Origin of the sequence: Variovorax sp. 350MFTsu5.1 (assembly GCF_048302515.1) — a bacterium.
In the GTDB taxonomy this organism is placed as follows: domain Bacteria; phylum Pseudomonadota; class Gammaproteobacteria; order Burkholderiales; family Burkholderiaceae_C; genus Variovorax; species Variovorax guangxiensis.
Genome location: NZ_CP157620.1, coordinates 2,002,720 through 2,023,729, shown reverse-complemented (window position 1 = coordinate 2,023,729; position 21,010 = coordinate 2,002,720). Strand labels below are relative to the sequence as shown.

Genomic DNA, 21,010 nt, shown 5'->3' with positions numbered 1-21,010 from the left:
ATGGAGGCAATCCAATACAAAAATGGAGATGTGATGCAAGGCTTGCTGAAGCTTTCCCGGGCCATCGACTGGCTCAACGCCCAGGTGGGCAAATACGCGATCTGGCTGATCCTGGCCGCCACGGTGATCAGCGCGCTGAATGCCGTCGTGCGCAAGGTGCTCAATACCAGCTCGAACGCGTTCCTCGAAGTGCAGTGGTATCTGTTCGCCTGGTCGTTCCTCATCGCCGCCGGCTTCACGCTGCTGCACCGGGAGCACGTGCGCATCGACGTGGTCAACAGCCGCCTGTCCAAGCGCAAGCAGGTCTGGATCGACATCATCGGCTTCGCGTTCTTCCTGACCCCGCTGTGCCTGACGGTGCTCTACCTGTCGGTGCCGGTCGTCATCCAGATGTATCAGTCGGGCGAAATGTCCGGCAACTCGGGTGGCCTGATCCGCTGGCCTGTGTGGGCGGCACTGCCGGCCGGCTTCACGCTGCTGCTGCTGCAGGGCTGGTCGGAACTCATCAAGCGCATCGCCTTCCTGCGCGGCCAGGGCCCCGACCCCATGGGCCGGCTGACCGACAAGACGGCCGAGGCCGAGCTGATCGAGGCCCTGCGCCTGCAGGCCGAAAAGGACGCCGCCCAAGCCGCGGCCGAAGCGGGCACCGCGCCCAAGCCACAGCACTGAACAGGCGAGCACCGGAACACCATGGAATTCATCGTCGCCAACTTCGCCCCGATCATGTTCGCGGGGCTGATCTGCTTCCTGCTACTAGGCTTCCCGGTCGCTTTCAGCCTCGGCGCCTGCGGCCTGTTCTTCGGATTCGTCGGCATCGAGCTCGGCGTGTTCCAGCCTTCGGTGATGGCCTGGCTGCCCCAGCGGTTGATCGGCATCATGGCCAACGACACGCTGCTGGCCGTGCCGTTCTTCACGCTCATGGGGCTCATCCTCGAGCGAAGCGGCATGGCCGAGGATCTGCTCGACACGGTCGGCCAGGTCTTCGGCCCGATGCGCGGCGGCCTCGCCCTGGCGGTGATCTTCGTCGGCGCGCTGCTCGCGGCCACCACCGGCGTGGTGGCGGCCTCGGTGATCTCGATGGGCCTGATCTCGCTGCCCATCATGCTGCGCTACGGCTACGACCGGCGACTCACCAGCGGCGTCATCGCCGCCTCGGGCACGCTGGCGCAGATCATCCCGCCCTCGCTGGTGCTGATCATCATGGCCGACCAGCTCGGCCGCAGCGTCGGCGACATGTACAAGGGCGCCTTCCTGCCCGGCTTCATGCTGATGGGCCTGTATGTGCTGTACGTCGTGTTCCTCGCGATCTTCAAGCCCGCGCAGGTTCCCGCGCTGCCGCCGGAGGCGCGCACCTTCCGCGAGCCCAACGGCAGCGGCGGCTATGCCTCGCTGGTCGGCATCACGGCGCTGTCTGCCGTGGTGGCTGTCGTGCTGGCGCGCAACATGGAGGCCGTGCACACCTGGTTCCAGGGCGAGCCCGTCACCTTCGTCGCCACCGACGAGAAGGTCGTGGTCGCCATGTGCGGCGGCGTGTTCGTGGCGCTGGTGATCGCGCTGATCAACAAGGGCCTGAAGCTCAACCTGCTGTCCCGGCTGGCCGAGCGCGTGACCTTCGTGCTCATCCCGCCGCTGCTGCTCATCTTCCTGGTGCTGGGCACCATCTTCCTGGGCGTCGCGACGCCCACCGAAGGCGGCGCGATGGGTGCCGTCGGCGCGCTGATCATGGCCTGGATCCGCCGGCGCATGAACATGCCGCTGCTCAAGCAGGCCCTGGCCTCGACCACCAAGCTGTCGAGCTTCGTGATGTTCATCCTGATCGGTGCCACGGTGTTCAGCCTGGTCTTCCAGGCCGCCGACGGCCCGATCTGGGTCGAGCACCTGCTGTCGGCCCTGCCCGGCGGCCCTGTGGGCTTCCTGATCGCGGTGAACGTGCTGGTGTTCTTCCTGGCCTTCTTCCTCGACTACTTCGAGCTCTCGTTCATCGTCGTGCCGCTGCTGGCGCCGGTGGCCCACAAGCTGGGCATCGACCTGATCTGGTTCGGCGTGCTGCTCGCGGTGAACATGCAGACCTCTTTCATGCACCCGCCGTTCGGCTTCGCCCTCTTCTTCCTGCGCTCCGTGGCCCCCGACAAGCAGTACGTCGACCGCGTGACGCAGAAGGTCATGGAGCCGGTGACCACGATGCAGATCTACAGGGGCGCCATTCCGTTCGTGCTGATCCAGCTCACCATGGTGGGCGTGCTCATCGCGTTTCCGCAGATCGTGACGGGCAGCCTCGACAAGGAGGTCAAGGTCAACCTCGACGACATCGGCGCGCAGATGCGCGAAAGCCTGCAGCCCGAGAACGATGCGACGCCAGCCGACCCCTACGGCGGCACGCCCGAGCCCACGCCGGGGGCGGAGCCCGCACCGGGCGCCGAACCCGCGGCACCCGGCGCCACGGAAGGCGCCGCACCTTCGCCCGCCCCGGCGGAAAGCGGCGCCAGCGACGACCCCATGAAGGCGATGCAGGACGCGCTCAAGCAGCAACAGCCGCCGCAAAAGCCCTGAACGCCGAGCCTCGCGCTCGCGCGGGGCGAACAGCAAAAAGGCCGGCCCGTTCGCACGGGCCGGCGTTTTTTTGCGTGAACCGCGGCAGGATCAGATCTTGACGGTGTTCATGTACTGGTTGAACGGGTACTCCGAGAAGCGGTTCCACAGGATCTGGTCGCGCTGGAACGCACGCATGTCCTGGTGGATCTTCTTGAACTCGGGCGACTTGGCTTCGTGCTCGGCGAAGACTGCCATGCAGGCCTTGAAACCTGCGTCCATCACGTCCTTCGGGAACGGCTTGAGCTGCGTCTTGGCGGCCACGAGGCGCTTGAGCGCCACCGGGTTGTAGGCGTCGTACTTGGCGATCATGTCGCGCGCGGCGACCTTGGTGGCCGCGTCGAGGATGGCCTTGTTCTCGTCCGACAGCTTGGCGAAGGCCTTGTTGTTGATGAAGAACTCGAGGTCGGCGCCGCCTTCCCACCAGCCGGGGTAGTAGTAGTACGGTGCCACCTTGTTGAAGCCCAGCTTCTCGTCGTCGTAGGGACCGACGAACTCGGCGGCGTCCAGAGTGCCCTTCTCGAGCGCCTGGTACACGTCGCCGGCCGGCATGTTCTGCGACACCACGCCCAGCTTGGCCATCGCCTCGCCGAACACGCCGCCGCCCATGCGCATCTTCAGGCCCTTGAGGTCGTTGACCGTCTTGATTTCCTTGCGGTACCAGCCGCCCATCTGCGTGCCGGTGTTGCCGGCGCTGGCGGTGCGGAAGTTGTACTGCGCGAAGAAGGCGTCGAGCAGCTTGCGGCCGTTGCCGTATTCCTTCCACGAATCGGTCTGGCGCGCGGTCAGGCCGAAGGGCACTGCGCAGCTGAACGCGAAGATCGGGTCCTTGCCGGTGAAGTAGTAGGCGGCGGTCTGCGCCATTTCGAGCGTGTCGCCCTGCAGAGCGTCGACCACGCCGAAGGCGGGCATCAGTTCGCCGGCGGGGTGCACCGAGATTTCGAACTTGCCGCCGGACAAGGCCTTGACGGTCTTGGACAGCATTTCGGCGCTGCCGAAAATCGTGTCGAGCGAACGGGGAAAGCTCGACGCCAGGCGCCAGCGCACTGCGGTCTGCGCGTGGACGGCGGGCGCGATGCCGGCGGCCAAAACGCCGGCGATGCCGGCGTTTTTGATGAGGGAACGACGATCCATTGAATTCACTCCGGGTTCTTTTAGAAAAACGAAACGCGGCTTGTGACCGCGTTGGGGACTTTTGGGTAAGTCTTCTTGATTGTAAAAAGCGCTTACACGTGTTCGGCCGGGGTTTACCCTGCGACTCCGGCTGCGTCGGCGTGGGTGCTGCCGGATACGAAGCGCTCGCGGATCGACGCCTCGATGCCGATCGCGTCCAACCCGATGGAGGCAAGCAGCCTGGCCGGATCGCCATGCTCGATGAAACGGTCGGGCAGGCCCAGCTGCAGCACCGGCTTCTGCACGCCGGCGGCCTGCAGCGCCTCGAGCACCGCGCTGCCCGCGCCGCCCATGATCGCGCCCTCTTCCAGCGTCACGATGGCATCGTGCGTGCCCGCGACCTTCAGCAGCAGCTCGACATCGAGCGGCTTGGCCCAGCGCATGTTGACCACGGTTGCATCGAGCGACTCGGCCGCCGTGAGCGCCGGGTACAGCAGCGTGCCGAAGGCGAGGATGGCGATGCCCTTGCCCTCGCGGCGGATCTCGCCCTTGCCGAAGGGCAGCGCGTCGAGCGTGAGATGCGGCGCCGCGCCGGCACCCGAGCCGCGCGGATAGCGCACCGCCACAGGGTGGTTCTGCTCGTAGGCGCTCGTCAGCAGCTGGCGGGTTTCGCGCTCGTCGGCCGGGCAGGCGATGCTCATGTTCGGAATGCAGCGCAGGAACGGGATGTCATAGGCGCCCGCATGCGTCGCACCGTCGGCACCGACGAGGCCCGCGCGGTCGAGCGCGAACACCACCGGCAGGTTCTGGATCGCCACGTCGTGGATGAGCTGGTCGTAGGCGCGCTGCAGGAAGGTCGAATAGATCGCGACCACCGGCTTCAGGCCCTCGCAGGCCAGGCCGGCGGCGAAGGTCACGGCATGCTGCTCCGCGATGCCGACGTCGTAGTAGCGGTCCGGAAAGCGCTTCTCGAATTCGACGAGCCCCGAGCCCTCGCGCATCGCGGGCGTGATGCCCACGAGACGGCCGTCCGCGGCTGCGGTGTCGCACAGCCACTGGCCGAACACCTGCGTGAAGGTCTGCTTGGGCGCCGAAGCCGGCTTGACCAGCCCGACCTGCGGATCGAACTTGCCGGGGCCGTGGTACGCCACGGGGTCGGCCTCGGCCAGCTTGTAGCCCTGGCCCTTCTTCGTGACCACGTGCAGGAACTGCGGGCCGTCGAGGTGCCTGAGGTTCTCCAGTGTGGGCACCAGCGAATCGATGTCGTGGCCGTCGATGGGGCCCACGTAGTTGAAGCCGAACTGCTCGAACAGCGTGGCCGGCACCACCATGCCCTTGGCATGCTGCTCCAGCCGCTTGGCCAGCTCGAACAGCGGCGGCGCGTTGCGCAGCACGCTTTTGCCGACGTTCTTGGCGGCGGCGTAGAAGTTGCCGCTCATCAGCTGCGCGAGGTAGCGGTTGAGCGCACCCACCGGCGGGCTGATCGACATGTCGTTGTCGTTCAGGATCACCAGCAGCTTGCAGTCGCACACGCCCGCGTTGTTCAGCGCCTCGAAGGCCATGCCGGCCGTGAGCGCGCCGTCGCCGATGATGGCCACCGTGTGGCGGTCCTCGCCCTTCTGCTTGGCGGCCATGGCCATGCCGAGGGCGGCCGAGATGCTGGTCGACGAGTGGGCGGTACCGAAGGTGTCGTACTCGCTCTCGGTGCGCTGCGGAAAGCCCGAGATGCCGCCGATCTGCCGCAGCGTGGGCATGCGCTCGCGCCGCCCCGTGAGGATCTTGTGCGGATAGGTCTGGTGGCCCACGTCCCACACGAGCCGGTCGTGCGGCGTGTTGAACACGTGGTGCAGCGCGACCGTCAGTTCCACCGTGCCCAGGTTCGAGCTCAGGTGGCCGCCGGTGCGGGAGACGTTGTCGAGCACGCAGGCGCGCACCTCGTCGGACAGCTGGCGCAGCTGGGCCCGGTCGTATTTGCGGATGGGCGAAGGGTCGTGGAGTGTGGGAAGCAGCGGAGCAGCCATTGGAAAAATCTTTTAGTAGATGGCCACGGAGCCGAAAGCCGCGGAGCAGGCCATGCCAGGGCACCCATGGAACCGGCTTTGCCGGGCCATCGGGGTGCGCCCCCTCGAGGGGGGATCCGAAGCGACACGAAGTGCGCGGAGATTCGGGGGTGGTCTCATTTCATCGGTCGCGGTCGACCACCATGTGGGCCAAGGCGCGCAACGCCGCGGTATCGGCCAGGCCGCTGCGCTCCAGCGCGGCGAGCGCGTCGGCCAGCAGCTGGCGGGCCTGGGCGCGGGCGCCATCGAGGCCGAGCAGCGACACGTAGGTGGGCTTGTCGGCCGCGGCGTCCTTGCCGGCGGTCTTGCCCAGGGTCTGCGAGTCGGCCGTGACGTCGAGGATGTCGTCGACCACCTGGAACGCGAGGCCGATGGCCGCGCCGTAGTCGCGCAGCGCGGCCAGCGCGGCCGGGCTCACGGTGCCGCAGGCGGCGCCCATCTCGACGCTGCCCTGCAGCAGCGCGCCGGTCTTCAGGCGGTGCATCTCGCGCAGCTGCGCTTCGTTCAAGGCGATGCCGACGCTGGCCAGGTCGATGGCCTGGCCGCCAGCCATGCCCTGGCTGCCCGCGGCCCGCGCGAGCAGGCGGCACAGCAGGGCCTGGGTGGCGGCGGGAATTTCATCGCCCTCGGGGGTGAGCAGCTCGAAGGCCAGGGCCTGCAGGGCGTCGCCGGCCAGCAGGGCATCGGCCTCGCCGAACTTGACGTGCACCGTGGGCTTGCCACGGCGCAGCACGTCGTTGTCCATGCACGGCAAGTCGTCGTGCACCAGCGAATAGGCGTGGATCAACTCGGTGGCGCAGGCTGCGCGCAGAGCGGCGGCAGCATTGCCGCCAACGGCCTCGCTGGCGGCCAGCACCAGCAGCGGCCGCAGGCGCTTGCCGCCGTCGAGCACGGCGTAGCGCATGGCGTCGCCCAGCAGCACAGGGGCATCGACACCGACCCAGCGCGACAGCGCAGATTCGACATCCGCCAGGTGGGGTTCGCTCCAGCCGGCAAGCGTGCGGGCGTCCCAGGGCGCGGAATTCAGCGTGGCGGCGCTCATTCAGGCGTCCAGACCTTCAGGCTGCCCGAATCGAGCACCTTGATCTGGTCTTCGACCGCCTGCAGCTTGTCGCGGCAGAAGGCCAGCAGCGCCGCGCCGCGCTGGTAGCTGACTAGCAGCTGGTCCAGCGGCAACTGGCCCGACTCGAGTTCCGCGACCAGTTGCTCCAGTTCCTGGAGCCCGGCTTCGTAACTGGCTGGCAGCGGACCCGTGTCGGGCGTTGCCGCCGGGCTGGACGAGGAAGGGGGAGGCACCTTGGGCATGCAAGCGAAACGTGGGTGAAACGAGGCATTTTAGGACCGTGACCGGAACAAGTGGCGGGCGGGCCGCCCCTCGCCCTTGCGGAGACCTATCGCACATTGCGAAATGCCGCGGGAAGCCGGGAGGCCAAAAAAATGGCCCCGGGTACAATGCGAACTTCTCTCGTTGACGACGTTCAACACTGCTCCGGGCCGCCGAATCCTCCTGGCGGCGCCTTCCGTTCTTTTCTTCCTTTTCTCCCTGTGGGGAGCTTGGTCAGGTCCTCCATGTCTGATTTAAGTCTTCAACTGCAGCAGGCCGCGAGCCAACTTCCAGTTTCCGCGTATTTCGACGAGGCGCTCTTCGCCCGCGAGATGCAGAACCTTTTCTCGCGAGGGCCCCGCTATGTCGGCCATCGCCTGGCCGTGCCCGAGATGGGCGACTTCCACACCCTGCCCCAGGAGCACCAGGGCCGTGCGCTCGTCCACACGCCCAAGGGCGTGGAGCTGATTTCGAACGTCTGCCGCCACCGCCAGGCCCTGATCCTGAAGGGCCGGGGCCAGCTCGAGAGCCAGTCCGGCGGCAACATCGTGTGCCCGCTGCACCGCTGGACCTACGCCGCGAGCGACCCGCGCACCACCGGCACGCTGATCGGCGCCCCCCACTTCGAGCAGGACCCCTGCCTGAATCTGCACAACTACCCGCTCACCGAGTGGAACGGCCTGCTGTTCGAGAAGAACCCCGACGGCTCTGGCCCCGACGTGGCGGCCGACATGGCCGGCCTCGGCCCGCAGGCCGACCTCGACTTCTCGGGCTACGCGCTCGACCGCGTCGAGCTGCACGAGTGCAACTACAACTGGAAGACCTTCATCGAGGTCTACCTCGAGGACTACCACGTCGGCCCCTTCCACCCCGGCCTGGGCAGCTTCGTCACCTGCGACGACCTGCGCTGGGAGTTCAAGCCGCGCTATTCGGTGCAGACGGTGGGCGTGGCCAACCGCCTGGGCCGCGCGGGCAGCCCGGTCTACCAGAAGTGGCAGGAGCAGCTGCTCAAGTACCGAGAGGGCAAGCCGCCGAAGTACGGCGCCATCTGGCTGACCTACTACCCGCACGTGATGGTCGAGTGGTATCCGCACGTGCTCACGGTGTCGACCCTTCACCCCGTGAGCCCGACGAAGACGCTCAACATGGTCGAGTTCTTCTACCCCGAGGAAATCGTCGCCTTCGAGCGCGAGTTCGTCGAGGCCCAGCAGGCCGCCTACATGGAGACCTGCGTGGAAGACGACGAGATCGCCGAGCGCATGGATGCCGGGCGCCGCGCGCTGATGCTGCGCGGCGACAACGAGACCGGCCCCTACCAGAGCCCGATGGAAGACGGCATGCAGCAGTTCCACGAGTGGTACCGCAGCGCGATGCAGAACGCCTGAGCCGATGGCTGCCGCATCGACGGGTGTTCCAGGAACACCACGGAACCGGCTTTGCCGGGCCGTTGGTGTTGCCCCCGGTGAGGGGGTAGGAGAAGCGACACGAAGTGCGCGAAGCCTGGGGGAGAGTCAATAGTGCAAGCGCTGTGGATGGTGCTGGGGGCCTTTTTGTTCGCCACGATGAGCGTGGTCGTGAAAGTCGCCTCGGCGTGGTTCAACAGCGGCGAGATGGTGCTCGGCCGCGGCCTGATCGGCATCGTCTTCCTCTGGCTGCTGGCCCGCAACCGCGGCGTGTCGCTGGCCACGCGCTACCCCGGCATGCATGCCTGGCGCAGCACCATCGGCGTGGTGTCGCTGGGTGCGTGGTTCTATGCCATCGCCCACATGCCGCTGGCCACCGCCGTCACGCTCAACTACATGAGCAGCGTGTGGGTCGCGGCCTTCCTGGTCGGCGGCGCGCTGCTGGCCTGGGTGCCCGTGCCCGGTCGCGACGGCCGCGTGGAGCGCCCGCCGCTGCAGGGCGCGCTGGCGATGACGGTGCTCGCGGGCTTCGTCGGCGTGGTGCTCATGCTCAAGCCCAGCGTGAACGGCAACGAGGGTTTCGCGGGCCTGCTGGGACTGCTGTCGGGGCTGACGGCCGCCTTCGCCTACATGCAGGTGGTGGCGCTGTCGCGCATCGGCGAGCCCGAACTGCGTACCGTCTTCTACTTCGCGGTCGGCTCGGCCGTGGCCGGCGCCATCGCCACCACGTTCACCGGTTTTTCGGGCGGCACTTCCTGGACGTGGGAGCATGCGCTGTGGCTGCTGCCCATCGGCCTGCTCGCCGCGCTCGGCCAGCTGTGCATGACGCGCGCCTACGCCACCGCCAAGACACAGGCCGGCACGCTGGTGGTTGCGAACCTGCAGTATTCGGGCATCGTGTTCGCCGCGTTCTACGGCGTCGTGCTGTTCGATGACCGGATCGACGCGGCCGGCTGGGCGGGCATGGCCCTTATCATCGCGAGCGGCATTGCTGCAACCGTGTTGCGACAACGGGCCGTGCCCAAGGCCCCGGCCGAGGAACACTGAAGCAGGCAGCGTGCATTTCCAGATTCCCCAAGGAGCAAGCGCCATGTACGACACCCTCATCTCCGCCGAACAGCTGCAGCAGCTGCAGGCCAGCGGCAAGCCTTTCATGGTGTTCGACTGCAGCTTCGACCTGATGAAGCCCGAAGCCGGCGCGCAGCAGTACGCGACTGCACACATTCCGGGCGCTCTCTACGCCAACCTCGACACCGACCTCAGCGCCAAGCACGGCGCCCCCGGCGCGCATGGCGAAGTCGTCGTGGCGCAGGAGGACGGCGTGCCCGCATCGGGCGGACGCCACCCGCTGCCCAGCCGCGAGAAGTTCGCGGCGTGGCTCTCCAGCATCGGCTTCGCCAACGACATGCAGGCCGTGGTGTACGACCGCAACGGCGCCAACTACTGCGGCCGCCTGTGGTGGATGCTCAAGTGGATGGGCCACGACGCGGTGGCCGTGCTCGACGGCGGACTGCAGGCCTGGCAGGCCGCCGGCGGCGAGGTCACCGGCCGCGAGGAACCCGCGCGCTTCCAGTCGAACTTCGTCGCGGGCGAGTCCATCGCGAAGCTCGTGACCACCGAAACAGTGTTGCGCCGGCTCGGCCAGCCTGACCAGAACCTGATCGACGCACGCGCCGGTGCGCGTTACCGCGGCGAGGTGGAACCTCTGGACCCGATCGCCGGTCACATCCCCGGGGCCCTGAACCGGCCTTTCGCCGACAACATCGGTCCCGACGGCAAGTTCAAGCCGGCATCGCAATTGCGTGCCGAGTTCGAAGCGCTGCTCGCGGGACGTGATGCGGCGACAGTCGTCCACCAGTGCGGCAGCGGCGTGAGCGCCGTGCCAAACCTGCTCGCCATGCAGATCGCGGGATTCGGGACGACCGCGCTCTATGCCGGCAGCTGGAGCGAATGGAGCAACACGCCGGGGCTGCCGACCCGGCAAGGCGCTGAACCATGAAGCACATCCGACTCCGACGCACCACCGGTCTCGCAATCGCAGCCGCGCTCCTCGCGGCAGCACCGTTCCTCACCGCCCAGGCCCAGCAGCAGCACGCCCACGTGCACGGCCAGCTCAAGCTCGACGTGGCCGTCGACGGCCCCACGGTGGTGATCGACATGGAATCCCCGCTCGACAACATCGTGGGCTTCGAGCGCGCACCCAAGACCGATGCCGAGAAGAAGATCGTCGAAGACGCCGTCGCCCAGCTGCGCGCGGCCGACAAGCTCTTCATCGTCGACCCCGCCGCCAACTGCAAGCTGGGCCCGGTCGACCTGCGTTCCGGCGCACTGGGTCTCGGCAACCCCGACCCCAACGAGCCCGTCGGCCACGCCGACCTCGACGCCACCTTCTCCTTCAACTGCACCAACGCGGCCGCCGCGAAGTTCATCGACCTGAACCTGTTCGGCGCCTTCAAGGGCCTGCGCCAGATCGACTCGCAGATCGCCACCGCGCAGGGCCAGTTCAAGCGCCAGCTCAAGCGCCCCGCCGGCGCGCAGGCGGCCCAGCCCGCACGCCTGAGCTGGGGCAAGTGACGCCGTGAGCGACCTCCCTTCGGCGCAGGCCTCCTCGGCCCTGCGCGTCGTGCTCGCGGCCGAGGCGCTGCGCTTCACATGGCCAGCCGGCAAGGCGCCCTGCATCGATATCGAGGCCTTTCGCATCACGGCAGGTGAGTCGGTGTTCCTGCATGGGCCGAGCGGCTGCGGCAAGAGCACGCTGCTTTCGCTGCTGGCCGGCGTGCTGGTGGCCGACGAAGGCCGCGTCACGCTGCTGGGCCACGACTGGTCGAAGCTCTCGGGCACACAGCGCGACCGCAGCCGCGTGGCGCACGTGGGCTACATCTTCCAGCAGTTCAATCTTCTGCCTTACCTGAGCGTGATCGACAACGTGCTGCTGCCCTGCCGCTTCTCGCAGCGGCGCGAGGCCAATGCATCGCGCAACGGCAGCTCGCGTGGCGAAGCCGAGCACCTGCTCGACCAGATGGGCCTGGACCGCAACCTGTGGGGCCGCCAGGCGCTGCAGCTCTCCGTGGGCCAGCAGCAGCGCGTGGCCGCGGCGCGCGCGCTCATCGGCCAGCCCGAGGTGGTGATCGCCGACGAGCCCACCTCCGCGCTCGACGAGGACCGGCGCGAAGCCTTTCTCGACGTGCTGCTGACGGCCTGCGCCGAGCACCACAGCGCGCTCGTGTTCGTGAGCCACGACCAGCGCATCGCGCAGCGCTTCGCGCGGCATGTGCTGCTGCCCGAGATCAACCGCGCGGCGACCAGCGCGATGGCGGTGGATGCATGAAGGCTCTCTTCTCCATTGCATGGCGCAGCGCCTGGAACCGGCGCTTCACGCTCGCGCTGACGGTGTTCTCCATTGCGCTCTCCACATTCCTGCTGCTGGGCGTGGAACGCATCCGCACCGAACTGCGCGAGAACTTCGCGTCCTCGGTCTCGGGCACCGACCTGATCGTCGGCGCGCGCACCGGCTCCACGCAGCTGCTGCTGTACTCGGTGTTCCGCATCGGCGCGGCCACCAACAACATCTCGTGGAAGAGCGTGCAGGCGCTTTCGGCGCATCCGGGCGTCGACTGGGTAGTGCCGCTGTCGCTTGGCGATTCGCATCGCGGCTTCGCGGTGCTGGCCACCTCCACCGACTACTTCACGCACTTCCGCTACGGCGACAGGCAGACGCTGAAGCTGCGCGAAGGCAAGCCCTTCAGCGAGCTGTTCGACGCGGTGGTGGGCGCCGAGGTGGCCGACAAGCTCGGCTACCACGTGGGCCAGAAGATCACGCTCGCGCACGGCAGCGGCGAGCTCAACGTGGCCGAGCATGCGGACAAGCCCTTCACCGTGGTCGGCGTGCTCGCGCGCACCGGCACGCCGGTCGACCGCACGGTGCACATCGGTCTCGCGGCCATGGAGGCCATCCACCTCGAATGGGTGGGCGGCGCGCCGATGCCGGGCGTGCACATTTCGCCGGAGCAGGTGCGCAAGTTCGACCTCACACCCAAGAACGTGACGGCCGTGCTGGTGGGCCTGAAGAACCGCGCGGCCGTGTTCGGCGTGCAGCGCTGGATCTCGACCTACACCGGCGAGCCGCTGATGGCCATCCTGCCCGGCGTGGCGCTCGACGAGCTGTGGAGCGTGATCGGCATCGGCGAGAACGCGCTGCTGCTGATGTCTGCGCTGGTGGCGCTGGTGAGCCTCGCGGGGCTGGTGTCGGTGGTGATGGCGGGCCTCAACGAGCGGCGCCGCGAGCTCGCGGTGCTGCGTGCCGTGGGCGCGGGCCTGCGGCATGTGCTGGCCCTGCTCGCGCTCGAAGGCGCGATGGTCACCGTGCTGGGCGTCGCGCTGGGCCTCGTGATGGCGGTGCTGGGCATCGCCCTGCTCTCGCCATGGCTGCAGTCGCAGTTCGGGCTGACACTGAGCCTTTCCGAACCTACACTGAACGAATGGCTGCTGATGGCGAGCCTGCTCGTCGCCGGATGGCTGGCGAGCCTGCTGCCCGGCATCCGTGCCTATCGACTCTCCCTTGCAGACGGCCTCTCGCCGAGGATTTGAACCATGCCTTTCACACACGCGACCTCCACCGGCAAAGCTTTCATGCGGCTTTCAATGCTGATCGCCGGTGCCGGCCTCGCGGCCGCCGCATGGGCCGCGGAGCCCGCCCCCAAGGACACCACCGCCACCAATCCGCTGGGCGGCAAGGCCACCCCCGCGACGCCGGCCAAGGCCACGCCAGGCCAGCCGCGCCAGATCACCTGGGAAGAGCTGGTGCCCAAGGACTGGGACCCGGCCAAGGAGTTCAAGGGCATGGACCTGAGCGCGCTCGACGACGGCGACCCGCGCGCCAACGAGCTGCTCATGAAGATGCAGGAGGTGTCGAACAACGCACCGACCAACCCCGCGATGAACGGCACCGAGATCAAGATCCCCGGCTTCATCGTGCCGCTCGAGGAAGCCAAGGGCGAAGTCACCGAGTTCCTGCTGGTGCCCTACTTCGGCGCCTGCATCCACACGCCGCCGCCGCCGGCCAACCAGATCCTGCACGTGGTGCCGCAGAAGGGTGCCAAGTTCCGCGCGATGGACACCGTGTGGGTCACCGGCAAGCTGCAGACCCTGCGCAACGATTCGATGATGGGCGTGAGCGGCTATCACGTGAGCGCGGCCACCGTCACCAAGTACACCGGCGGCTCCAAGTAAGGCCGGCGGCTGCTGCCGCCATCGGGCACCGGAGGCGATGGCCTCCGGGCCGTGTGGTTCTGCGCCGACAGGCTTGACGGCAGGGAGCCGACACAGACCGTTGCATCCACGGCGCAGGCTCTGTCATCGCCTGCAGCCGGGCACCGTTGAAGAAGTTCCGGGCACGACGCCGGCGTCCTCATGGAACTCCAGATGACAAAAAATCTCTCCGCCGCCCCGCGGCTGTTGACGATCTCGCTGTGCATCGGCGCCCTCGTCCTCGCAGGCTGCGACAAGTCCCCGAGCACGCCCGCTGCCGCTGTTTCGGCACAGGACCCGGCGACCGGCATCCCGCCTCCGTCCGTGCCGCAGACGCAGCCGCCTACGGCCGCTCCTGTTCAGGCCGCCTACACGCCGCCCAGCGCCGAGCAGCTCTACCAGATGGTCGCCCCCATCGCGCTGTATCCCGACAAGCTGGTCGCGCAGATCCTGGCCGGCGCCACCTACCCCGACCAGATCACAGCGGCGCACGATTGGCTCGCGCAGAACCGCAATCTCAAGGCAGGCCCGCTGGCCGATGCGGCCAACCAGCAGCCCTGGGACCCGAGCGTGAAGTCGCTCACCGCGTTCCGCCCCGTCATCGACCAGATGGCCGGCAACATCCCTTGGACCCAGGCGCTCGGGCAGGCCTACTACAACGACCCGGCCGACGTGATGAACGCGATCCAGGTCATGCGCCAGCGCGCGGCGAAGGCCGGCCGCCTCAAGAACAACGACAAGATGCGCGTGGTCACAGCCGCGCCGCCGCCGAACTATGCGCCCGCGCCCGACGTGCAGCCCGTGTATGCGGGCCCCGCGGTGATCGAGCCGCCGCAGGAGTTCATCACCATCGAGCCCGTGCAGCCTGATGTGGTGTACGTTCCCGCCTACGATCCGGAGGTGATCTACGGTGCGCCGCAGCCGGTGTATCCGGGCTATGCCTACGCACCGCCGGTCCAGGTGGTGTCGCCGGGCTACAGCAGCGGCCAGGTGCTGGCCGCCGGCGCGCTCGCCTTCGGCACGGGCGTGATCGTGGGTGCCGCGCTCGAGCGCCACAACTGGGGCTGGCACTCGTGGAACATGAACTGGGGCGCACCGCGCTGGCGCGACCGGGGCCCCGCCCCTCAGCCGGCCTTCGCGCGGCCCGCCGTGGTCTACAACAACAGCACCTACGTCTCGCGCTCGACCACGGTGGTCAACAACGTGCGCAACGTCAATGTCTACAACAACAATGCCGGACCGCGAGGCGCGCTGCCTCCGGGAGCGCCGCCCAATTTCGCAGCGGGCCCGGGGGCCGCGCAGCAACTGCAGCAGCAACAGCAGCGGGCCCTCTTCGCCCAGCAGCAGCAACAGCAGGCACAGCAACAGCAGCAACAACGCCTCCAGCAGCAGGCCGCGCTCACCCAACAGCAGCAACAACAGGCTCGTGCGCAACAGCAAGCCCAGCAGCGGCAACAGGAGCAAGTCCGGCGCCAGCAGGCCATGCAGCAACAGCAGGCACAGAACCAGGCCCGCCAGCAGCAACAGCAGGCGCAGCAGCAGGAGCAGACGCGCCGGCAACAACAGGCGCAGCAACAGGCCCAGCAGCAGGCGCGCGACCAGCAGGCTCGCCAGGCGCGAGGCCTGATGCAGCCTCAACAGCAGCAACAGCAAGCCCAACAACAGGCACAGCTCGCGCAGCAACGCCAGCAGCAACAGGCCGCGCAGGAGCAACGGCGCCAACAGCAGGCCCAGCTCGAACAATCACGCAACCAGCAGAGTCAGCAGGAGCAGATGCGCCGTCAGCAGCAGGCCGATCAACAGGCGCGCGCGCAACAACAGGCGCAGCGGCAACAGGAGCAGATCCAGCGCCAGCAGGCAGTGCAGCAACAGCAGGCACAGAACCAGGCTCGCCAGCAGCAACAACAGGCAGCGCAGCAGGAGCAGATGCGCCGGCAACAACAGGCGCAACAACAGGCGCAGCAGCAGGCCCAGCAGCAGGCCGCGCGCATGCAACAGCAACAACAGCAGATGCAGGCCATGCAGCAACAGCGCCAGCAGCAGATGCAGCAGCAACAGGCCAGGGCCCAGCAGCAGGCTCAACAGATGGCGCACCAGCAACAGCAGCAGGCCCAGCAACAACAGCAGCAACGCATGGCGGCCGCTGCCGCGGCACGCCAGCAGCAACAGCAACACCAGCAGCACCGCCCCGGCGACCCGAGACAACAGCAGCAGTAGCGCGCCCGCGCCGCCTCGACTGCACCGTCGCGGTGGCGCCTATCCGCAGCCTCAGTTCTTGCCGATCTCGGTCAGCAGGCGCGTGACGAGGTACAGGCGCGGCACGATCGAGTCGGCTTCGATGTACTCGTCGCGTGCGTGGTAGCCGAAGCCAGCGAGGCCGAAGCTCTCCATCACCGTGGCCTTGCCCGAGCGGCCCGCGTAGCCCGCGTCGGTGCCGCCGCCGGTCATGGGCGTCAGCGCGAGGTCGCGGTCGATTTCCTTGTAGATGGCCTGTGCCTTCTCGGCCAGCGCGCGGCCCTTGTCGCCCGCGATGAAGGCCGGGCGGCCCACTTCCACCTTCACCGTGGTCTCGGTGTCGGGAATCAGCTTGCCCGACGCGATCTTCGCCTGCAGCGCCTCGGCGAGCTTCTTCTCGGCGCCGGGCTGCGTGATGCGGATGTCGCCCTGCGCCTGCGCTTTTTCGGTGATCTGGTTGAGCGGGCCGGTGGCGCGTGCCACGGTCCAGTTGAGCGTGGCGCCGGGAATGTCCTTGGCGAGGTCCTTGGTCTGCAGCATCTGGTACGAGAGCTCGTACAGCGCATTGCGGCCCAGTTCGGGCGCCGCGCCCGCATGCGACGCGCGGCCCTTCACCTCGAGCGTGGCGGTGGCGATGCCGGCCGCGCCGAGCAGCAGCGACTCGCCCTTGACCACCGACTTCGCCACCGTCGGCTCGAAGGACAGCACCGTGTCGTGCTGGTCGGCCATGGTCGCGATCAGCTCGCCGGAGCCGAGCGAGCCTACTTCCTCGTCGGGGTTCATGAGCACGGTGAGCGTGTCGTAGTCGCGCCAGCCGGCATCGGCCAGGATTTTCAGCGAGGCCAGCATGACCGCGAGGCCGCCCTTGTCGTCGGCGATGCCGGGACCGTAGATGCGGTTGCCGTCGACCTTGTAGGGCTGGCTGCCGAGGATGCCCGGCGCGTACACCGTGTCCATGTGGCCCTGCAGCATGATCTTGCGCTTGCCCGTGCCCTTGAGCGTGCCGATCACGATGTCGGCGCCCGCGCCGGCCGTGGCCTTGCGGCGCTCGGTCTTGAAGCCGGCCGCCTTCAGGCGCCCTTCCACCACGTCGGCCATCTTGAGCAGGCCGTCGACGTTGAGGCTGCCCGATTCGATCAACACCATCTCCTTGAGGTTGTCGATCACCGCGGGCTGCGCCTTCTCGGCGGCGGCGAGCAGCTTCGCGTCGGGCGCGGCGTGGGCGGCAGCGGCGCCGAGCACGAGGCCGCAGGCCAGGGCCATGGAGCGAAGCGGGAATGAAGGCGGACGCGAGGTCATGGTCTTTTCTCTGGAGTGGATGACGGCGCACAGCATAGCCATGCGGCCTCGCGCGGCGAGCAAATCGGAGACACGGCCCAGGGCGGCTATGCGCCCCTTGTTGCTGCGGCTTTCCGAGCGGACTTCGACTGCCCCCTCGACGCCTTCACGGGCAACGCCGACGCAACGGACCTCTCGCTCTTGTGGGCGACCGGTGCCGGCATGGCGCGCCCCTCTCCCTCCCGGGCCGACTGCATGTGCCCGCTCTCACCGATCGTCATGCCGACGATGCGCGCGAGCTGCCGGCTCACGCTGATGTACGCGTGGCCCAGGCGGCTGTCGAAGTAGAGCGAATCGCCCTTCGCCATGCGCACCACCTCGCCGTTGTCGAAGTGCACCTCGATCTCGCCGGAGAGCACATAGGCGAACTCCTCGCCGCCATGCCGCACGAAGTCTTCCGGACCGTGGATCTTGCGCGCGTGCACCGTGCCGACGATGGGGCTCATCTGCTTGCCCGCCGCGGTGGTACCGAGGAACTCGTAGGCGATGGAAAGCCCCTTGTAGACCACGCCCTTGCCCGCACGCGTGACCACCGGCCCGTCGAGCTGCGCGGGCTTGACGCCGGCGCCCGCGAACATGGCGTTCATGTCCATGTCGAGCGCACGGCCCAGCGCGGTGAAGTTCTCGTAGCCCAGCGCGAGCTGGCCGCGTTCGGCGCGCGAGATGGTGGTGATCGACACGCCCGAGCGCTCGGCCAGCTGCGCCAGCGTCCAGCCGAAGCGCTTGCGCGCGGCGCGCAGGCGGTTGCCGAAGGTGGCGCGGTCCAGCGTGGGCGGCTCGTCCCTGGGCTTCGTTCCCGTCTTGGTCCCTGTGTGTGGATTCACGCTTGGCTTTCTCTTGTGGTGCCGCAGATTCTGCCAGCCGAGAGGGGCGCCATCCATGCCGACCCGCGTGACCCGGGCCCGGAAGTTGCGTATACGCAAATTGCGCGAACGCAAATTTCACCAGCACGGTGCATCATGGTTTCCCCTTGGCACCCCTGAATCAATTTGCGTATCCGCAAATTTCTTCCTACACTTTTGGCCGATGACTTCCAGCACTGCAGAGCCCGTCGTGGCTGACTTCCTCGTGATCGGCGGCGGCATCGCCGGGGCCTCGGTGGCCCACTGGCTCGCCCCGCACGCAAGCGTGATCCTTCTCGAGCGCGAATCGCAGCCGGGCTACCACTCCACCGGCCGCTCCGCCGCCCTCTTCATGGAGAGCTACGGCACCGCGCAGGTGCGCGCCCTCACCATGGCGAGCCGGGCCTTCCTCGAGCATCCGCCCGAAGGCTTCAGCGAGCACCCGCTGCTCACGCCGCGCGGCGCGATGATGGTCGCCGGCGCCGAGCACATGGCCGAGCTCGAAGCCCACTGGCAGGTGCTGCGCGACATGAACACCGGCGCCTCGCGCCTGAGCGGCGAAGAGGCGTGCGAGATGGTGCCGGCCTTGCGCCCCGAGCAGGTGCAGGGCGCCGTCTACGAGCCCGATGCATCCGACATGGACGTGCACGCCATCCACCAGGGCTACCTGCGCGGCATGCGTCGCGCGGGCGGCAAGCTGGTGTGCGATGCAGGCGTGACGGCCATCGAGCGCAAGGGCGATCGCTGGCGCGTGGAAGCCGGCGGCGCAATCTACGAAGCGTCCGTGGTGCTCAACGCGGCCGGCGCATGGGTCGACACCATCGCCCAAATGGCCGGTGTGCCGCCGCTTGGCATCGAGCCGCGTCGCCGCTCGGCATTCATCTTCGCGCCGCCCGAGGGCCAGAGCGTGGCGCACTGGCCCATGGTGTTCGGCGCCGACGAAGGCTGGTACATCAAGCCCGACGCCGGCATGCTGCTGGGCTCGCCGGCCAACGCAGACCCGGTCGAGCCGCAGGACGTGCAGCCCGAGGAGATGGACATCGCCATCGCCATGCACCGCATCGAGGAAGCGACCACGCTCTCCATCCGCCGCCCCACGCGCACGTGGGCCGGCCTGCGTTCCTTCGTGGCCGACGGCGACCTGGTCGGCGGCTTCGAGCCCGGCGTGCCCGGCTTCTTCTGGGTAGCGGCGCAAGGCGGCTACGGCATCCAGACATCGGCCGCCATGGGCGAAGCCTGCGCCGCGCTGGCGCGCGGACTGCCGCTGCCCGAGCGCATCGCCTCCTTCGGGCTCACGGCGGAAATGCTGGGCCCGCAGCGGCTGCGCACGGCCGCGGGCTGAGCCCGGCCTGCTCCAACAACACAACAGAACCACCCCACGAGGTCCGACCATGCGCGTCTTCAGTGCTTCCCTTGCCACCGAAACCAACACCTTCGGCCCGATGCCGACGGGCCTCGCCTCCTTCAAGGATCGTGGCTACTTCCCCGCCGGCAAGCACCCCGAGGCGATGACGCTGTTCTCGGGCCCGCTGTGGGCCGCGCGCATGCGCGGCGCCGACAAGGGCTGGACCCTGTTCGAGGGCATGGTGGCCGGCGCGCAGCCCAGCGGCACCACCACGCGCCACGCCTACGAGACGCTGCGCGACGAACTGCTGAACGACCTGCGCGCGGTGCTGCCGGTCGACATGGTGCTGCTCGGCCTGCACGGCGCGATGGTGGCCGACGGCTACGACGACTGCGAGGGCGACCTGCTGGCGCGCGTGCGGCAGATCGTCGGTCCCGACGTGGTGATCGGCGCGGAGCTCGATCCGCACAACCACCTCACGCCGGAGATGATCTCCAACGCGAACGTGATGATCTCCTTCAAGGAGTATCCGCACACCGACGTGCTCGAACGCGGCCTGGAGCTGGTCGACATCTGCGCCGCCACGGTCGAGGGCAAGGTGCGGCCGGTGCCCGCGGTGGTCGACTGCGACATGATCGTCACGGTGCACACCTCGCGCCAGCCGGCGCGCGGCTTCGTCGAGCGCATGCAGTCGCTCGAAGGCAAGGAGGGCGTGCTCTCGATCTCGCTCACGCACGGCTTCTCGTGGGGCGACGTGCCCGAGATGGGCACCAAGGTGCTGGTCTACACCGACGGCGACAAGGCGAAGGCCGACATGCTGGCGCGCCAGCTCGCCGACGAGGTCATCGCCATGCGCGACGGCCTCACCGTGAACTACCCCGGCATCGACGCATCGCTCGACGAGGCCCTGGCCTTCGACGGCGGCCCGGTGGTGATCTCCGACGGCGCCGACAACCCCGGCGGCGGCGCGGCCAGCGACTCCACCTTCATCCTGCGCCGCATGGTGGAGCGCGGCATTGCCAACGCGGCACTGGGCCCGCTGTGGGACCCGATCGCGGTGCGCATCGCCTTCGACGCGGGCGCGGGTGCGAAGCTGCCGATGCGCATCGGCGGCAAGATCAGCCCGCTTTCCGGCGACCCGCTCGACCTCGAATGCACCGTGAAGGCTCTGAAGCACGACCTGGTGATGACCGGCCTGGCCGGCACGCCCACGCTGATGGGCGACAGCGCGCTCGTCGAGGCCAACGGCATCGAGATCGTGCTGATCACGCTGCGCAACCAGGCGATGGGCACCGACCTGTTCACGCAGCTCGGTTGCGACCTCGCTGCGAAGAAGATCATCGTCGTGAAGTCCTCCCAGCATTTCTACGCGTCGTATTCCAAGGTGGCGAAGCACGTCATCTACGCGGGCGCGCCGGGCGCCGTCACGCTCGACCTGAACACGCTGCCGTATCGCAAGGCCCGTCTGCCGAAGTGGCCGATCGGCGTCGCGGCCTGAGCCTTTCCTTCCTTTT

18 protein-coding genes are annotated in these 21,010 nt (G+C 68.1%); 12 read left to right on the top strand and 6 right to left on the bottom strand.

From position 1 onward, the window contains the following. Window positions 1-33: 33 nt before the first annotated feature. Entirely contained in the window at window positions 34-669 is a 636-nt protein-coding gene (locus tag ABL843_RS08940; protein ID WP_126022871.1) for a TRAP transporter small permease subunit, read from the top strand. Between the two features lie 21 nt (window positions 670-690). Next, the gene (locus ABL843_RS08935; protein WP_418119621.1) at window positions 691-2,550 is read left to right on the top strand and encodes a TRAP transporter large permease; all 1,860 of its coding nucleotides are present in this window, start codon (window positions 691-693) and stop codon (window positions 2,548-2,550) included. 90 nt (window positions 2,551-2,640) lie between these two features. On the opposite strand, the gene ABL843_RS08930 is transcribed toward ABL843_RS08935, so the two are convergent. The 4 genes from ABL843_RS08930 to xseB form a co-directional block, all read right to left on the bottom strand. Further along, entirely contained in the window at window positions 2,641-3,723 is a 1,083-nt protein-coding gene (locus tag ABL843_RS08930; RefSeq protein WP_369659061.1) for a TRAP transporter substrate-binding protein, read from the bottom strand. Window positions 3,724-3,836: 113 nt separating this feature from the next. Then, the gene (dxs, locus tag ABL843_RS08925) at window positions 3,837-5,723 is read right to left on the bottom strand and encodes a 1-deoxy-D-xylulose-5-phosphate synthase (protein WP_418119620.1); all 1,887 of its coding nucleotides are present in this window, start codon (window positions 5,721-5,723) and stop codon (window positions 3,837-3,839) included. Between the two features lie 160 nt (window positions 5,724-5,883). Next, the gene (locus tag ABL843_RS08920) at window positions 5,884-6,804 is read right to left on the bottom strand and encodes a polyprenyl synthetase family protein (protein WP_418119619.1); all 921 of its coding nucleotides are present in this window, start codon (window positions 6,802-6,804) and stop codon (window positions 5,884-5,886) included. After that, entirely contained in the window at window positions 6,801-7,067 is a 267-nt protein-coding gene (gene xseB / locus ABL843_RS08915) for an exodeoxyribonuclease VII small subunit (RefSeq protein ID WP_007829283.1), read from the bottom strand. The genes ABL843_RS08920 and xseB overlap by 4 nt, the downstream gene beginning before the upstream one ends. A 264-nt stretch (window positions 7,068-7,331) precedes the next feature. On the opposite strand from xseB, the gene ABL843_RS08910 reads away from it, so the two are divergent. The 8 genes from ABL843_RS08910 (at window position 7,332) to ABL843_RS08875 (ending at window position 15,953) form a co-directional block, all read left to right on the top strand. Next, window positions 7,332-8,471, top strand: coding sequence for an aromatic ring-hydroxylating oxygenase subunit alpha (locus tag ABL843_RS08910; protein WP_184635741.1), 1,140 nt, complete (start codon window positions 7,332-7,334; stop codon window positions 8,469-8,471). Window positions 8,472-8,618: 147 nt separating this feature from the next. Then, on the top strand, window positions 8,619-9,536 hold the full coding sequence (locus ABL843_RS08905) for a DMT family transporter (RefSeq protein ID WP_126022865.1): 918 nt from the start codon (window positions 8,619-8,621) through the stop codon (window positions 9,534-9,536). 43 nt (window positions 9,537-9,579) lie between these two features. Further along, complete coding sequence (locus ABL843_RS08900; protein WP_418119618.1) at window positions 9,580-10,488, top strand: sulfurtransferase; 909 nt, start codon at window positions 9,580-9,582, stop codon at window positions 10,486-10,488. Next, a complete protein-coding gene (locus ABL843_RS08895) occupies window positions 10,485-11,063 on the top strand; it encodes a DUF2796 domain-containing protein (protein WP_126022863.1) in 579 nt (192 codons plus the stop codon). The genes ABL843_RS08900 and ABL843_RS08895 overlap by 4 nt, the downstream gene beginning before the upstream one ends. Before the next feature lie 4 nt (window positions 11,064-11,067). Continuing rightward, on the top strand, window positions 11,068-11,817 hold the full coding sequence (locus ABL843_RS08890) for an ABC transporter ATP-binding protein (protein ID WP_418119616.1): 750 nt from the start codon (window positions 11,068-11,070) through the stop codon (window positions 11,815-11,817). Then, the gene (locus tag ABL843_RS08885) at window positions 11,814-13,076 is read left to right on the top strand and encodes an ABC transporter permease (RefSeq protein ID WP_126022861.1); all 1,263 of its coding nucleotides are present in this window, start codon (window positions 11,814-11,816) and stop codon (window positions 13,074-13,076) included. The genes ABL843_RS08890 and ABL843_RS08885 overlap by 4 nt, the downstream gene beginning before the upstream one ends. Before the next feature lie 3 nt (window positions 13,077-13,079). Further along, entirely contained in the window at window positions 13,080-13,718 is a 639-nt protein-coding gene (locus ABL843_RS08880) for a DUF3299 domain-containing protein (RefSeq protein WP_418119615.1), read from the top strand. Between the two features lie 192 nt (window positions 13,719-13,910). Further along, entirely contained in the window at window positions 13,911-15,953 is a 2,043-nt protein-coding gene (locus ABL843_RS08875; protein ID WP_418119613.1) for a DUF3300 domain-containing protein, read from the top strand. A gap of 51 nt (window positions 15,954-16,004) precedes the next feature. On the opposite strand, the gene ABL843_RS08870 is transcribed toward ABL843_RS08875, so the two are convergent. Both ABL843_RS08870 and ABL843_RS08865 read right to left on the bottom strand, forming a co-directional pair. Beyond that, the gene (locus ABL843_RS08870; protein ID WP_418119611.1) at window positions 16,005-17,270 is read right to left on the bottom strand and encodes a glutamate carboxypeptidase; all 1,266 of its coding nucleotides are present in this window, start codon (window positions 17,268-17,270) and stop codon (window positions 16,005-16,007) included. An 86-nt stretch (window positions 17,271-17,356) separates the two neighbouring features. Continuing rightward, window positions 17,357-18,133 (bottom strand): helix-turn-helix domain-containing protein, encoded by a 777-nt coding sequence (locus tag ABL843_RS08865; RefSeq protein ID WP_184635728.1) that lies wholly within the window; start codon window positions 18,131-18,133, stop codon window positions 17,357-17,359. Between the two features lie 202 nt (window positions 18,134-18,335). On the opposite strand from ABL843_RS08865, the gene ABL843_RS08860 reads away from it, so the two are divergent. Further along, complete coding sequence (locus ABL843_RS08860) at window positions 18,336-19,493, top strand: NAD(P)/FAD-dependent oxidoreductase (protein WP_418119609.1); 1,158 nt, start codon at window positions 18,336-18,338, stop codon at window positions 19,491-19,493. A 49-nt stretch (window positions 19,494-19,542) separates the two neighbouring features. Beyond that, window positions 19,543-20,994, top strand: coding sequence for a M81 family metallopeptidase (locus tag ABL843_RS08855; protein ID WP_418119608.1), 1,452 nt, complete (start codon window positions 19,543-19,545; stop codon window positions 20,992-20,994). Window positions 20,995-21,010: the final 16 nt, after the last annotated feature.